At 69.6% G+C, this 14,676-nt stretch carries 11 protein-coding genes; 7 read left to right on the top strand and 4 right to left on the bottom strand.

The window, feature by feature from the left end:
* Positions 1 to 27: 27 nt before the first annotated feature.
* Both ABH935_RS27435 and ABH935_RS27430 read right to left on the bottom strand, forming a co-directional pair.
* Positions 28 to 1,008, bottom strand: a complete 981-nt coding sequence (locus ABH935_RS27435) for a hypothetical protein (protein ID WP_370380814.1) — start codon at positions 1,006 to 1,008, stop codon at positions 28 to 30.
* Positions 1,009 to 1,121: 113 nt separating this feature from the next.
* Entirely contained in the window at positions 1,122 to 3,350 is a 2,229-nt protein-coding gene (locus ABH935_RS27430; RefSeq protein ID WP_370380813.1) for a (Fe-S)-binding protein, read from the bottom strand.
* Between the two features lie 246 nt (positions 3,351 to 3,596).
* Between ABH935_RS27430 and ABH935_RS27425 the strand changes: the two genes are divergently transcribed.
* The 3 genes from ABH935_RS27425 (at position 3,597) to ABH935_RS27415 (ending at position 6,369) form a co-directional block, all read left to right on the top strand.
* Positions 3,597 to 4,472, top strand: coding sequence for a MurR/RpiR family transcriptional regulator (locus ABH935_RS27425; protein ID WP_370380812.1), 876 nt, complete (start codon positions 3,597 to 3,599; stop codon positions 4,470 to 4,472).
* A 107-nt stretch (positions 4,473 to 4,579) separates the two neighbouring features.
* A complete protein-coding gene (locus ABH935_RS27420; RefSeq protein ID WP_370380811.1) occupies positions 4,580 to 5,092 on the top strand; it encodes an ArsR/SmtB family transcription factor in 513 nt (170 codons plus the stop codon).
* Entirely contained in the window at positions 5,092 to 6,369 is a 1,278-nt protein-coding gene (locus ABH935_RS27415) for an MFS transporter (RefSeq protein ID WP_370380810.1), read from the top strand. Before ABH935_RS27420 ends, ABH935_RS27415 begins: the two co-directional genes overlap by 1 nt.
* A gap of 9 nt (positions 6,370 to 6,378) precedes the next feature.
* On the opposite strand, the gene ABH935_RS27410 is transcribed toward ABH935_RS27415, so the two are convergent.
* A complete protein-coding gene (locus tag ABH935_RS27410; RefSeq protein ID WP_370380809.1) occupies positions 6,379 to 6,801 on the bottom strand; it encodes a hypothetical protein in 423 nt (140 codons plus the stop codon).
* 263 nt (positions 6,802 to 7,064) lie between these two features.
* The gene (gene hutH / locus ABH935_RS27405) at positions 7,065 to 8,618 is read right to left on the bottom strand and encodes a histidine ammonia-lyase (protein ID WP_370380808.1); all 1,554 of its coding nucleotides are present in this window, start codon (positions 8,616 to 8,618) and stop codon (positions 7,065 to 7,067) included.
* Between the two features lie 90 nt (positions 8,619 to 8,708).
* On the opposite strand from hutH, the gene hutU reads away from it, so the two are divergent.
* The 4 genes from hutU (at position 8,709) to hutI (ending at position 14,663) form a co-directional block, all read left to right on the top strand.
* A complete protein-coding gene (gene hutU / locus ABH935_RS27400; RefSeq protein WP_370380807.1) occupies positions 8,709 to 10,379 on the top strand; it encodes a urocanate hydratase in 1,671 nt (556 codons plus the stop codon).
* Between the two features lie 65 nt (positions 10,380 to 10,444).
* On the top strand, positions 10,445 to 11,638 hold the full coding sequence (locus ABH935_RS27395) for an allantoate amidohydrolase (protein ID WP_370380935.1): 1,194 nt from the start codon (positions 10,445 to 10,447) through the stop codon (positions 11,636 to 11,638).
* A 2-nt stretch (positions 11,639 to 11,640) separates the two neighbouring features.
* Positions 11,641 to 13,041, top strand: coding sequence for a formimidoylglutamate deiminase (locus ABH935_RS27390; protein ID WP_370380934.1), 1,401 nt, complete (start codon positions 11,641 to 11,643; stop codon positions 13,039 to 13,041).
* Positions 13,042 to 13,511: 470 nt separating this feature from the next.
* Positions 13,512 to 14,663 (top strand): imidazolonepropionase, encoded by a 1,152-nt coding sequence (gene hutI, locus ABH935_RS27385; protein ID WP_370380806.1) that lies wholly within the window; start codon positions 13,512 to 13,514, stop codon positions 14,661 to 14,663.
* Positions 14,664 to 14,676: the final 13 nt, after the last annotated feature.

The following is a 14,676-nucleotide window of genomic DNA, read 5'->3' as shown; positions in this document are numbered from 1 at the left end:
GGCGGCGAAGCTCAGCAGCCCCGAACCTCAGCCGGCCTGGATCTTCGCAGTGTTCTGCACCACGTTCACCTGAATGTTGTGCGTCGAGTTCTGGTCCTCGTGCACCTGGCTCGTCAGATCCTGCGTGATGTCCCCGTTGGCCCCGGTGCAGTGCCCGGCCGGCACGCATGAGAACCGGTACCCGCCAGCTGGCACGGTCAGCGTCACCTCGGCCGGCTGCCCGGCCGTGACGCGGATGTTCTGGATGTTCGAGATGTCCCCGGCCACCTGCAGGTTTATCTTGTCGCCGATGGGCGCGAACACGTCCAGGTTCGCCGCGCTCACATCCGTGGCCTGCACCTGTCCGTTGGCCGTCACGCTCACGTCCGACGTGGTCGCCAGGTGGTTGATCGTGACGTTGCCGCGGCCGGTGAACAGCTTCACCGCCGCGTCCAGGCCGGTGGCCGAGATGTCCGCCTGATCGCTGGAGTGGTCCATCATCGCCTCGACCGACATCGAGCGCGGGACCTGGATGTCGTACTTCGAGGCGCACTCGCTGTTCGGGCAGTGCACGCTGACCAGCAGGTAGCCGCCGGCGCTGATGATCTGGCGCTCCACCGGCTCCAGCAGCGTGGCCTTGTCGGTGGCCTTGATCGTCACCTCGTCGGTGTCCGAGCCGGTGATGTTGATCGAGCCGTTGCCGTCGACCGCGATCAGCATCTGCTGCACGTTGTTGTACGTGTACGTGTGCTTGCTGGTGCGCGGGTAGTGGTTGATCAGCACGTTGCCGACGGCCCCCAGCCCGACCAGCACCAGCACCGTGATCGCCAGCGTCCGCGTGAACCGCCACGCCCGGCCGCCGCGCTGCCGCCACTCCGACTGCGGTTCCGGCGGGAGCACCGGACGGCTGCGGGTCGGAAGCGGCGCGGTCGGTTCGTTCACCGAGTCGTCGTACTCGTCGTCGTACTCGGTGTCCGGCAGCCCGGAAGCCGGGTAGCGCGGCCCGTCGTCCGGCTCGTCGAAAGACACTGAAGCCCCACCTCCGCGGTATCCCATACCCTGCGGAGGCGAGGCTAGCAGCGTCGAACTGTTGATCGTCTGCTGGTCGAGGTTCTTTGTGACCCTTTTACCGGCCGGTCATCTCAGGCGTTCACAGGAGCCGCCACGGGCTTGACCGAAGTCAGCAGCAGCTGCGCGACGTCAACCACTTCCATCGACTCCGGGACCTCGCCTGCCTGCTTCCGGGCGGTGATCGAGTCGCCGAGCATCACCAGGCAGTACGGGCAGGCGGTGGAGATGACGTCCGGGTTCGTCGACAGCGCCTCGTCGACGCGCTCGACGTTGATGCGCTTCCCGAGGCGCTCCTCCATCCACATGCGCGCGCCGCCAGCGCCGCAGCAGAAGCCCTTCTCCTTGCAGCGGTGCATCTCGGTGTTCTTCAGGCCCGGGACCTTGGCGATGATCTCGCGCGGCGGGGTGTAGACCTTGTTGTGGCGGCCCAGGTAGCAGGGGTCGTGGTAGGTGATGTTCTGGTCGATCGGCGTCACCGGGGTCAGCTTGCCTTCGGACACCAGCGTGTCCAGCAGCTGCGTGTGGTGGATGACGTCGTACTCGCCGCCGAGCTGCGGGTACTCGTTCGCCAGCGAGTTGAAGCAGTGCGGGCAGGTCGCCACGATCTTGCGCTTCTCGCGCGGCGTGTCCTCGCCGAAGACCTCGTTCAGCATCTCGACGTTGCCCTGCCCCAGCATCTGGAACAGGAACTCGTTGCCCAGGCGGCGTGCCGGGTCGCCGGTGCAGGCTTCCATGCCGCCCAGGACGGCGAACTTCACGCCGGCGATGTGCAGCAACTCGGCGAATGCCTTCGTCGTCTTCTTCGCGCGGTCCTCCAGCGAGCCGGCGCAGCCGACCCAGTAGAGGTACTCGACCTCGGAGATGTCCTCCAGGGTCTCGCCGAACACCGGGACCTCGAAGTCCAGCTCGGCGATCCACTCGGTGCGCTTCTTGGGCTGCATGCCCCAGGGGTTCTGCGCCTTCTCCAGGTTCTTCAGCATCGTGCCCGCCTCGGACGGGAACGAGGACTCGATCATCACCTGGTAGCGGCGCATGTCGACGATGTGGTCCACGTGCTCGATGTCCACCGGGCACTGCTCGACGCAGGCGCCGCAGGTGGTGCAGGACCACAGGATGTCGGGGTCGATGACGCCGTTGTCGTCGGCGGTGCCGATCAGCGGCCGCTCGGCCTCGGCGCGGACCAGGTCCGGCAGCGAGAGCCACTTCTCCTCGGCCAGCTTCTCGTTGCCCTCCAGGTCCTTGCCGCCGCCGGCGAACAGGTAGGGCGCCTTGGCCGCGGAGTGGTCGCGCAGGGCCAGCATCAGCAGCTTCGGCGAGAGCGGCTTGTCGGTGTTCCAGGCCGGGCACTGGTCCTGGCAGCGGCCGCACTCGGTGCAGGTCGAGAAGTCCAGCAGGCCCTTCCAGGTGAAGTCCTCGACCGCGCCGACGCCGAACTTGGCGTCCTCGGCCGGGTCCTCGAAGTCGATCGGCAGGCCGCCGGAGGCCATCGGGCTCAGCGCGCCGAGCGCGGTGCCGCCGTCGGCCTTCTTCTTGAACCAGATGTTGGGGAACGCCAGGAAGCGGTGCCAGGCCACGCTCATCGTGGAGTTCAGGCCGATGGTGATGGCCCAGACCATGGAGATCACGATCTTGACCATCGCGACCGCGTAGATCGAGTTCTCCAGCGAGCCGCGCGACATGCCATCGAAGGCGTGGATCAGCGGGTAGCTGACCGGGTAGTGCAGGCTGTAGGAGAGGTGGTGGCCCAGCGCGCCCTCGAAGCCGCGCAGCAGCATGATGCACAGGCCGATGGTGAGGATGACCCACTCGACGAAGTAGCCCTGCCACATCGTGGAGCCGAAGAACCGCGAGCGCTTGCCCTTGTCCTTCGAGCCGGCGCCCGAGGGGCGGTTGCGCAGGCGGACGCCCATCAGCCCGGCGATCGCCAGGATCATCACGAAGCTGATCACTTCGGTGACGAACTCGAACGGCCACCAGCGGCCGATCAGCGGGATCGCGAAGTCCGCGGAGAACAGCTGGCCGTAGGCGGTGACCAGGGTGAAGAACAGCAGGCCGAAGCCGACCATGACCACCCAGTGCATGGCGCCGATCCAGCGCTTGCCCTTGCGGGCCAGCCGGGTGTGGCCGAGGAACTCCCGGAAGAGGTTCCGGGTCCGCTCCAGCGGCTCGTTGGTGCGCGCGCCGGGCGCGACCGACTGGCCGAGCTTCACGAACTGGTAGATGTAGACAGCGGTCCGGCCCAGCAGACCGAAGCCGATGACCGAGATCACCAGCGAGACGACGATGGCTGCGAGCTGCATAGCCTCGGTCTCCTCCTACGCGTGCGTATCGACGGACACATCCCGATCACCGTCCGTACGGAGGGTACGGTAGTCGAGGCCCCAGATTATCCTACTGACGAGTAACTTCTGGCGCGCCACAAGTGATGTTGGCAGCACCGACAGGGAGGAGGGAAGGCTGTGACGGCCCCTGAGCCTGTGACTCCTACTACATCGGTCGACAATGCTGCTACGTCGGCTGTGACTCCCGCTACATCCGCTGTCGCGATGTCCGCCGCACGCCCGGCCTCCTCGCTGCCACCAGCGGATGAGCTGCTGGCGCTGCTGGACGGACGGCGCCTGTCGCCCGCACAGCGACGGATAGCGCACTACCTTCTGGAGAACCTTCCCGAGGTCGCTTTCCTGTCGAGCATGGAGCTCGCCGAACGCGTCGGGGTGAGCCAGCCGTCGGTCACCAGGTTCGCCGCCGCGTTGGGCTTCTCGGGCTACCCGGAGTTGCGCGCCGCGTTGCGTCCGATCGCGCTCAGAGTCCCTGAGACGGGAATCCACAGCGAACGCATAGCGGGGAACGAACTGCACTCCGCTCTGGAGAGCGACCAAGCGAACCTGGAAGCGCTGCACAAGTACGCCGCCGATCCGTCACGGCTCGCCCGGCTGGGCACCGACCTCGCCGCCTCGGAACCGCTCTCCGTGCTCGGCCTAAGGATGTCCGCGCCTGTCGCCTCCTACTTCGCCTATGGAGCCGCGCGCATTCACCCAGACGTCCGCGTGATCGACACGCCGGGCTCCCCGGCTCATGAGGCGCTGCTGCGGGCTAAGTCCGCCGGCGGTACGTGGCTCCTGGCGTTTGTACTGCCGCGCTATTCGGCGGAGTCCGTCGTCATGCTGCGGAGCGCTAGAGAGCTTGGACTCAAGACAGCTGTAGTGACGGACGTCCCGCTGGTGCCGTTCGCACATTTGGCGGACGCGCTCCTGCCGGTCGGCGTCGGGTCCCGATCCGTCTTCGACTCGCACGCGGCACCCATGGCGTTCGCCGCGCTGCTGCTCCAGTCGCTCGCCGACGCCGCTCCAGAGCGGACGCAGGAGCGGCTGGAAGCGTACGAAGCCCTCGCGGAGACCCGCGGGTTCTACGTCGACAAGTGACGTAGCGCGACAAACACCACCATCGCATCCCCCGCACTCCAGCTTTCGCGCACCCAGTTGGTCAAGAAATCTTGACCAACGGTCAAGACTCCTTGACCATAGAGCTCGTGACCACCGAAGACGCAGACAGCGTCCACATCCAGACCGACGAGCAGCTGCGCGCCGTCGCCAGCCACACCCGGCACCGGATCCTGCGCGTCCTGCGGGACGGACCGGCGACCATCACCCAGATCGCCGAGCGGCTGGGGATCGCCAAGGGCAGCTCCAACCACCACGTGAAGGTGCTGGCGAAGGCCGGCCTGGTCGCGGTCGTGGAGACGCGCAAGGTCGGCGGCGTCACCGAGCAGTACTACGCGATGACCGGGCGGCGCATCGAGCTGCCGGAGCCCGGGTCCGGACAGCCCGAGACGCTGATGCGGCACGCGTTGGCCGACGTGGAGGACGCACCGCTGAACGAACAGAAGACCATCGCCCTGAACCACGCACGGCTCAGCCCGGAGGCGTGGGAGGAGTTCAACAAGCGCGTCGAAGCCCTGATGGCCGAATTCAGAGAGCTCACGGATCCCACGCAGCCCGCCGCCGATCTGTTCATTGCGTTCTACCGACCGAAGGACGTCTGATGGCCGACAAGCTTCCCGCGCGCTTCTACCGCATATGGACCGCCTCCGCGGTCTCCGCCCTCGGCGACGGCGTCTACTTCGCGGCGGTCCCGCTGCTCGCGTTGACCATGACGCACAGCCCGATCCTGCTCGGCGCGATGGAGGCGTGCTCGCTGCTGCCCTGGCTGTTCTTCGGCATGATCGGCGGGGCGCTGGTCGACCGGTGGGATCGGCGGCGGACGATGGTGATCGCCGACATGTGCCGGTTCCTGTTGCTGGTGTTCGTGACGGCGCTGATAGCGGCCGGCGCCGCGAACATCTACGCGCTGTTCGTCGTGGTGTTCCTGCTGGGGATCGGGCAGGTGTTCTTCGACACCGCGTCGATCGCCTTCCTGCCGGAGGTGCTGGAGCGGGACCTGGGCACCTTGCAGGTCGCCAACTCGCGGTTGCAGGGGGCGCAGCAGGCCCTCGGCGGTTTCGTCGGGCCCCCGACCGGATCGTTGCTGTTCGCGCTGGGGCGCTCGGTCCCCATTCTCGGCGACGCCGTGTCGTTCCTCTTCAGCTCCCTGACGATCTGGACACTGCCCAAGTCCGCGCCGAAGCCGGCTCAGCCGCGGGGATCGCTGCTGCGGGAGGCCCGGGAGGGGGCGGCGTACCTGCTCGGGAATCGGTTGCTGGTGGGGATGGCGCTGCGGCCGGCGGTCGGGAACTTCGCGTTCATGGGAGCGAGCGCCGTGCTGGTGCTGTTTGTGAAGGAGACCCTGCATCTCGGCACCACGGCCTTCGGCCTCTACCTGACGGCGAATGCGATCGGGGCGCTGGTCGGGACGTCGTTCGCGCCGCGGCTGGCGGGCAAGCTCGGCACCGGCGGGACGCTGACGCTGACCGCGGTCGTGGAAGCCTTGGCGCTGTTGGGGATCGGCCTCTCTCCGAACGCGTGGGTCGCCGCGGTCGGCGAGACGGTACTCGGCGCCGCGATGGGCACCACGATGGGGCTGGGGCCGGCGGTCCGGCAGGCGATCGTGCCGGACCACCTGATGGGGCGGGTCGCGGCGACCGGACGGCTGATCAACCTGAGCGCGGGCCCGCTCGGCGCGGTGTTCGGCGGATGGCTGGCGCATGTGGCGGGGCTGCGGGCGCCGTTCATCGTCGGGGCCGGGATCCTGGCCGCGATGGCGGTGGTCGCGGCGCGGATGACCAGCAACAAGCGGATCGACGCGGCGCTGGCCGAGGCGGCCGAGCGACGGGAGCGGGAAGCCGCCGAGGGCGAACCGGCCACCGCGGTCGCAATGGCCTGATCACCTCTCCTACACGTCGTACCAGCGAGCGGTCTGCCGCGCGATCCCCGCGCAGGCCGCCGCCAGCGGTATCTCGAACAGCACCGCCAGCACCAGCGCCTGCACGAAGTCGCCGCCCCGCGAGAGCATCACGTCGAACCAGGCGTCCATACCGAACAGGGTCGCGGCCACGGTGGCGGCGGTGCGAGCCCGGTGGTCGTGCCGGACCAGGAGGATGCCGAGGGTGGCCAACGCCAGCGCCTCCATGGTGTCCAGGCCGATCCACACGGTCGACCAGTGGCTCACCACGGCCTTGCCGTGCAGCGTGTTGGCCAGGAAGACCATCCAGCCGACCAGCACGATCGCCGAGCCGACGAACGCGATCGCCATCTTGTGGCGGGCCGCCTGGGACGCCATCAGGGTCCTCGTCCACACCGAGAATCTCAGCCGCATGGCAATCATGATCTACGGCGGACCGGGTACCGCGCCATGACGACCGCCCCACGCCGGGGGTGGTGCCAGCCCTACCTCGGACTGTCTGTCAACCGACACGCGGCGTGACACGTCCTCCTCGCACACAACACCCTCACTCGACGCCAAGCTTTTGGCGACGATGACCCAGCGCCTCGAAAACTCGTAACCACACAAAGCGGCGCGCGCCAACGGGATTGAAACCCACGGGCGCACGCCGGTCTGGGTGAGGCGGGCCGGAGGCCTCAGTTCAGCGGCCCCACGGCCGTCTCGACGGCCGCGACCACAGCGCCGGACTTCAGCGCGTCCTCGGCGGCGCGCAGCTCCGGCGACAGGAAGCGGTCCGGGCCCGGGCCGCCGACGCCGGCGTCCCGCAGGGCGCGCACGGCCGCGCCGGTACCGGCGGCGGGCTGCAACGGCGCGCGCAGGTCCAGCGCTCGGGCCGCGGTGACGAGCTCGACGGCCAGGATGCGCCGCAGGTTGTCGACGGCGGTGCGCAGCTTGCGCGCGGCGGACCAGCCCATGGAGACGTGGTCCTCCTGCATCGCCGAGGAGGGGATGGAGTCCACGGAGGCCGGGACGGCCAACCGCTTGTTCTCGCTGACCAGCGCGGCCTGCGTGTACTGCGCGATCATCAGGCCGCTGTCGACGCCCGGGTCGTCGGCGAGGAACGGGGGGAGGCCGTGCGAGCGCGCGACGTCGAGCATCCGGTCGGTGCGGCGTTCGGCGATGGAGCCGAGGTCGGCGGCGGCGATCGCGAGGAAGTCCAGGACCATGGCGACCGGGGCGCCGTGGAAGTTGCCGTTGGACTCCACGCGGCCGTCGGCCAGCAGCACCACCGGGTTGTCGACGATCGAGGCGAGCTCGCGCTCGGCGACGGTCGCGGCGTGCGCCATGGTGTCGCGGGTGGCGCCGGCGACCTGCGGGGCGCAGCGCAGCGAGTAGGCGTCCTGGACGCGGGTGCACTCGTTGGGCTCGCGGTGGGACTCCATGATCGCCGAGCCGTGCAGCACCTTCAGCAGGTTCGCCGCGGAGGCGGCCTGGCCGGGATGCGGGCGGATCGCGTGCAGTTCGGGGCGGAACACCTTGTCGGTGCCCAGCAGCGCCTCGACCGACATCGCGGCCGAGATGTCGGCGATCTTCACCAGCTCGGACAGGTCGCCGAGGGCCAGGATCAGCATGCCGAGCATGCCGTCGGTGCCGTTGATGAGGGCCAGGCCCTCCTTGGGCGCCAGTTCCAGCGGCTCGATGCCGGCCTCGGCCAGGACCGGTCCGGCCTCGACCGCGGAAACCCCGTCAGCCCCGATGACTTCGCCCTCGCCCATCAGCACCAGGGCGACGTGCGACAACGGCGCCAGGTCGCCGGAACAGCCCAACGAGCCGAACTCGCGCACCGCCGGCGTGATCCCGGAGTTCAGCAGCGCGGCCATGGTCTCGGCGACCACGGGACGCACGCCAGTGTGGCCGGTGGCCAGCGTCTTGAGCCGCATCAGGGTGAGCGCGCGGATCACCTCGGGCTCGACCAGCGGGCCCATGCCGGCGGCGTGCGAGCGGATCAGGGAGCGCTGCAGCTGCGCGCGCATCTCCGGATCGATGTGCCGGGTGGCCAACGCGCCGAAGCCGGTGGAGATGCCGTAGGCCGGGGTCGGGGCCGCGGCCAGCCGGTCCACCAGGGCCCGGCCCTCGGCCAGCGCCTTCAGGGAAGTCGCGGACAATTCGACGCGGGCACCGTCCCGGGCCACGGCGACGACGTCACCGAAAGTGAGATCCGCCTCACCGATCACCACTGTCTGGCTCATTGCCACCCTGCTCCCTTGTGGGGTTACTACTCCGTCTGAATGAATGAGATCATACGGTCGATCGCCAGCATGAATGAGAGGGGTCCAGGAATGACCGCGACCAGTGGTCCGCGCCCGGTCCGCGCCGCCCGAGGCACGAGCATCACCGCACAGGGCTGGCAGCAGGAAGCCGCCATGCGCATGTTGATGAACAACCTCGACCCGGAGGTCGCCGAGCACCCCGACGAGCTGGTCGTCTACGGCGGCACCGGCAAGGCGGCGCGCAACTGGGCGTCCTTCGACGCGATGGTGCGCACGCTTCAGACGCTGAAGAACGACGAGACCATGCTCGTGCAGTCCGGCAAGCCGGTCGGCGTCATGCAGACCCACGAGTGGGCGCCGCGCGTCCTGCTCGCGAACTCCAACCTTGTCGGCGACTGGGCGAACTGGGAGGAGTTCCGGCGCCTGGAGGCCCTGGGCCTCACCATGTACGGCCAGATGACCGCCGGTTCCTGGATCTACATCGGCACGCAGGGCATCCTGCAAGGCACCTACGAGACGTTCGCCGCGGTCGCCGCGAAGAAGTTCAACGACACCCTGGCCGGGACCATCACCCTGACCGCGGGTCTGGGCGGCATGGGCGGCGCGCAGCCGCTGGCCGTCACGATGAACGGCGGCGTGGCGATCTGTATCGACTGCGACGAGCGCTCGATCGACCGCCGCGTCGAGCACCGCTACCTGGACGTGAAGGCGAACTCGCTGGACCACGCGCTCCAGCTCGCCACCGAGGCCCGCGACAAGCGCGAGCCGCTGTCGATCGGCGTGCTGGGCAACGCCGCCGAGCTGGTCCCGCAGCTGCTGGCGATGGACGCGCCGATCGACATCGTCACCGACCAGACCTCGGCGCACGACCCGCTGGCGTACCTGCCGCTCGGCGTGGACTTCCACGACATGAAGCAGTACGCGAAGGACAAGCCGGCCGAGTTCACGCAGCGCGCCCGCGAGTCGATGGCCAAGCACGTCGAGGCGATGGTCGGTTTCCAGGACAAGGGCGCCGAGGTCTTCGACTACGGCAACTCGATCCGAGGCGAGGCGCAACTGGCCGGGTACACCCGGGCCTTCGACTTCCCCGGCTTCGTCCCGGCCTACATCCGGCCGCTGTTCTGCGAGGGCAAGGGACCGTTCCGCTGGGCCGCGCTGTCCGGCGAGGCGAGCGACATCGCCAAGACCGACAAGGCGATCCTGGAGCTGTTCCCGGAGAACGAGTCGCTGGCGCGCTGGATCACAATGGCCTCGGAACGCGTCAAGTTCCAGGGGTTGCCGGCGCGCATCTGCTGGCTCGGCTACGGCGAGCGCGACCGGGCCGGCGAGCGGTTCAACGACATGGTCGCCTCCGGCGAACTCGTCGCGCCGATCGTCATCGGCCGCGACCACCTGGACGCCGGTTCCGTGGCCTCGCCGTACCGGGAGACCGAGGCGATGGCCGACGGCTCCGACGCGATCGCGGACTGGCCGCTGCTGAACGCGATGGTGAACGTGGCCTCGGGCGCGTCGTGGGTGTCGATCCACCACGGCGGCGGCGTCGGCATGGGCCGCTCGATCCACGCCGGGCAGGTGACGGTCGCCGACGGCACGAAGCTGGCTGGCGAGAAGGTGCGCCGGGTGCTGACCAACGACCCGGGCATGGGGGTCATCCGGCACGTCGACGCCGGGTACGACCGCGCGGACGAGGTCGCCGCGGAGCGCGGAGTGCGCGTGCCGATGCGTGAGGGTGACGCGTAACAGTGTCCTTGCAAACTGCTATCCACAGGGCTGTGGATGAGGCAGAAGCGAGCAGCTACCTCCAGATGTGGCGCTCGCTTCTGCCCCTCGGCCTGAACTCCGACACCGGCGGCTACCGCCGTTTCGCTTGGAACACCGCGGATCTGGCGTGCCGCGAATGGTTCCGCTCCGAGGCCGCCGCGCGCGGCCTGGAGGTGGAGACCGACCGCAACGGCAACCTGTGGGCGTGGTGGGGGCCGAAGGGTCCCGGCGCCGTGGTCACCGGGTCGCATCTGGACTCGGTGCCGGACGGCGGCGCGTTCGACGGGCCGCTCGGCGTCGTGTCGTCGTTCGCGGCGGTCGACGTGCTGCGGGCCCGCGGCTTCACCCCGGCTAAGCCCTTCGCAGTGGCCTGTTTCTCCGACGAGGAGGGCGCGCGGTTCGGCATCGCCTGCGCCGGATCCCGGTTGATGACCGGCGCGCTGTCCGCCGAGAAGGCGCGCGGCCTGTGCGATCTGAATGGCACGACGATGGCGGCCGCCATGGAGCAGGCGGGCCAGGACCCTGACACGCTCGGCCGTGACGACGAGCGCCTGGACGGCATCGCCGCGTACGTCGAGTTGCACGTCGAGCAGGGCAAGGCGCTGGCGTTCACCGAGTCGCCGGTCGCGGTCGCCTCGGCGATCTGGCCGCACAGCCGCTGGCGCTTCGAGTTCGCCGGCGAGGCCAACCACGCCGGGACCACCCGGTTGGAGGACCGGCGCGACCCGATGCTCACCTACGCCAACGCCGTGCTGGCGGCCCGTAAGAAGGCCAAGCTCGGCGGCGCGGTGGCGACGTTCGGGCGGCTGGTGGTCGAGCCCAACGGCACGAACGCCATCCCTTCGCGGGTGCGCGCCTGGCTGGACGTCCGGGCCCCGGGCGATGAGATCCTGGCGGCCGTGACCGAGGAGATCATCAAAGCCGCGGACGAGCGGGCCGGCCGGGACGGCACCGTCCTGAGCACCGAACGGGAGTCGCACACGCCGGTCGTGGAATTCGACGACGTTTTGCGGAACCGTCTGGCGGGCAGTCTTCGTCAAACGTTCGGCGCCGTTCCCGTGCTGCCGACTGGCGCGGGGCACGACGCCGGGATCCTGGCGGCGGCCGTACCGACCGCGATGCTGTACGTCCGCAACCCGACCGGCGTGTCCCACGCGCCCGGCGAGCACGCGGACGACCGCGACTGCCTGGCCGGGGTGACCGCACTCGCCGACGTGTTGCAGGAGCTGTGCCAGTGACTTTGCCCGAGAAGCCGCCCGAGAAGCCGCAGACCCCGACCGGTTCACCCACCCCGTCCACCACGTCGTTCTGGTGCGAGCTGGCCTGGATCGGCGGCGAGATCAAGAGCAAGGTCCTCATCGAGGTGGCGCAGGGGCGCGTCTCCTCGGTCACGTGCGGGGTGAAACCCCGCCCCGAGAACGCCGAGAAGCTCTCCGGCCTGACCGTCCCGGGCCTGGCGAACGTGCACTCGCACGCCTTCCACCGCGCACTCCGCGGCCGCACCCAGGTCGAGTCCGGCACGTTCTGGACCTGGCGCGAGCGCATGTACGAGGCCGCCGCACACCTGGACCCGGACTCCTACCGAGAACTGGCCACGGCGGTCTTCGCCGAGATGGCCCTGGCCGGCATCACCGCCGTCGGCGAGTTCCACTACCTGCACCACTCGCCCAAGGGCGGCCTGTATCAGGACCCGAACGCCATGGGTCACGCCATGGCCGAGGCCGCCGAAGCGGCGGGGATCCGCCTCACGCTGCTCGACACCTGCTACCTGTCCGGCGGCTTCGACACCGAACTGAACGACGTCCAGCGCCGCTTCTCCGACGGCGACGCGGCCCGCTGGGCCGACCGGGTCGAGGCCCTGCGCAAGGCGTACGCGGGCTCTGAGACAGTGCGGATCGGCGCGGCGGTGCACAGCGTGCGAGCGGTACCGGTCGACCAACTCTCGCCGGTGGTGGCCTTCGCGGCGGAGAACGAGATGCCACTGCACGTCCACCTCTCCGAACAGCGCGCGGAGAACGACGCCTGCCTGGTCCGCCACCACAAGACACCGACGGAACTGCTCCACGCCCACGGCGCCCTCGGCCCCCGCACCACGGCAGTCCACGCCACCCACCTGTCGCAGATGGACATCGACCTGCTGGGCACCTCCGGCACGGCGGTCTGCATGTGCCCCACCACCGAACGCGACCTCGCGGACGGCATCGGCCCGGCCCACGCATGCCACCTCGCGGGCTCCCCGGTGAACCTGGGCTCCGACTCCCACGCGGTCATCGACCTCTTCGAAGAGGCCCGCGCGGTGGAACTCGACGAGCGCCTGCGCACCGAACGCCGAGGCCACTGGCTCGCCGCGGAACTGCTGCAGGCGGCGACCGAGGCAGGCCACGCCTCCCTCGGCTGGCCGGCGACAGGGCGCCTGGAGGTCGGGGCGTTGGCGGACTTCACGACGATCGCACTGGACACGGTGCGCTTGGCGGGCGTCCAGCCGGCGCACGCCGCCGAATCGGTGATCTTCGCGGCCACCGCGGCGGACGTGCGGCATGTCGTGGTCGGCGGCCGCTTCACAGTGCGCGATCATCAGCACGCGCTGGTGGAGGATGTGCCGGGGCGGCTGAAGGCTTCGATCGGGGCGATTTTCAAGTAGCGCGGCGGCGCGGGCGGCAGCACGGCTGTGCAGCGGCCCGGCATTGGCGGCAGTGGCACGGCAGCGGCTGTCAGTGCGGGCGGCGAGACTGGTTAAAAGGGGCGGATGCCTCATAACAGAATGACGGCTCAGCAAGCCGGCAGCTCGGCGGCAAGCGGTTCGCGGACTCCGACGCGCAGCCGGCCGATCAAGTAGCCGGCGGCGAGGCAGTTCGGTTCGCGGACTCTGGCGCGCAGCTGCCGGTCAAGTGGCTGGCGGCGAGGCAGTTCGGTTCGCGGCTCGGTGACCCGCGCAGCTAACTAGTAGCGCGGTAGTCCGGATCGGCAGACGAGGCCCGCGCGGCGGCTTGGCGAATCGCGCGGCCCGGCCAAAGCCCGGACCGGCGGCGGTCGGCGGTCGCCTGTCGCCTGTCAGTGGCCTCGCCGATACTCGTAAAAGGGGCGAATCCCCCATAACATAATGGAAGCACCGTGACCACCACCCTCCTCACCAACATCGCCGAACTCACCACCCACGCCGCCCCCGGCACCCTCGCCGACGCCGCCCTCGTCGTCGTCGACGGCCGCGTCGCCTGGACCGGCCCGGCCGCGCAGGCGCCCGATGCCGACGAGCGGGTCGATCTCGGGGGGCGCGCGGTGATTCCCGGCTTCGTCGACAGCCACGCGCATCTCGTCTTCGCCGGCGATCGCTCGGAGGAGTTCGCCGCGCGCATGACCGGCACGCCCTACAGCGCCGGCGGCATCCGGACCACCGTTGCCGCCACGCGTGCCGCGTCCGACGACGGCCTGCGCGCCAACCTGAAGCGCCTCACCGGCGAGATGCTGCGGCAGGGGACGACCACCGTCGAGTGCAAGTCCGGCTACGGCCTCACCGTCGAGGACGAGGCGCGGGCCCTGCGCCTCGCGCGCGAGCAGGTCGAGGCGGTCACCTACCTCGGTGCGCACGTGGTCCCCGCCGAGTACAAGGATCGGCCCGAGGAGTACGTCGACCTCGTCAAGGGCCCCATGCTCGATGCCTGCGCGCCGTTCGCCGACTACGCCGACGTCTTCTGCGAGCGCGGTGCCTTCGACGCGGAGCAGACCCGCGAGATCCTCACCGCCGCCCGGGCCAAGGGCCTGGACCTGCGCCTGCACGCCAATCAGCTCGGCAACGGGCCCGGCGTGCAGCTCGCCGTCGAGTTCGGCGCGGCCTCCGCCGACCACTGCACGTTCCTCGACGACAAGGACATCGCGGCGCTCGCCGGATCGCAGACTGTCGCGACGCTGCTGCCCGGCGTCGAGTTCTCGACACGTTCGCCGTACCCGGACGCCCGGCGCCTCCTGGAAGCCGGCGCGACCGTCGCCATCGCCACCGACTGCAACCCAGGGTCCTGCTACACCAACTCGATGCCGTTCTGCATCGCGGTGGCGGTGCGCGACATGCACATGTCGCCGGCCGAGGCGCTGTGGGCCGCGACCGTCGGCGGCGCCAAGGCCCTGCGCCGCGAGGACGTCGGCCACCTCGGCGTCGGCGCCCGCGCGGACTTCGCCGTACTGGACGCACCGAGCCACCTCCACCTCGCCTACAGGCCGGGCGTCCCACTTATCCACAGGGTGTGGAAAAACGGGACGCCCGTCAGCTAGCGGCTAGTAGTGA

Origin of the sequence: Catenulispora sp. GAS73, assembly GCF_041262085.1 — a bacterium.
Lineage (GTDB): Bacteria > Actinomycetota > Actinomycetes > Streptomycetales > Catenulisporaceae > Catenulispora.
This window is presented reverse-complemented; position numbering and strand designations above follow the sequence as displayed.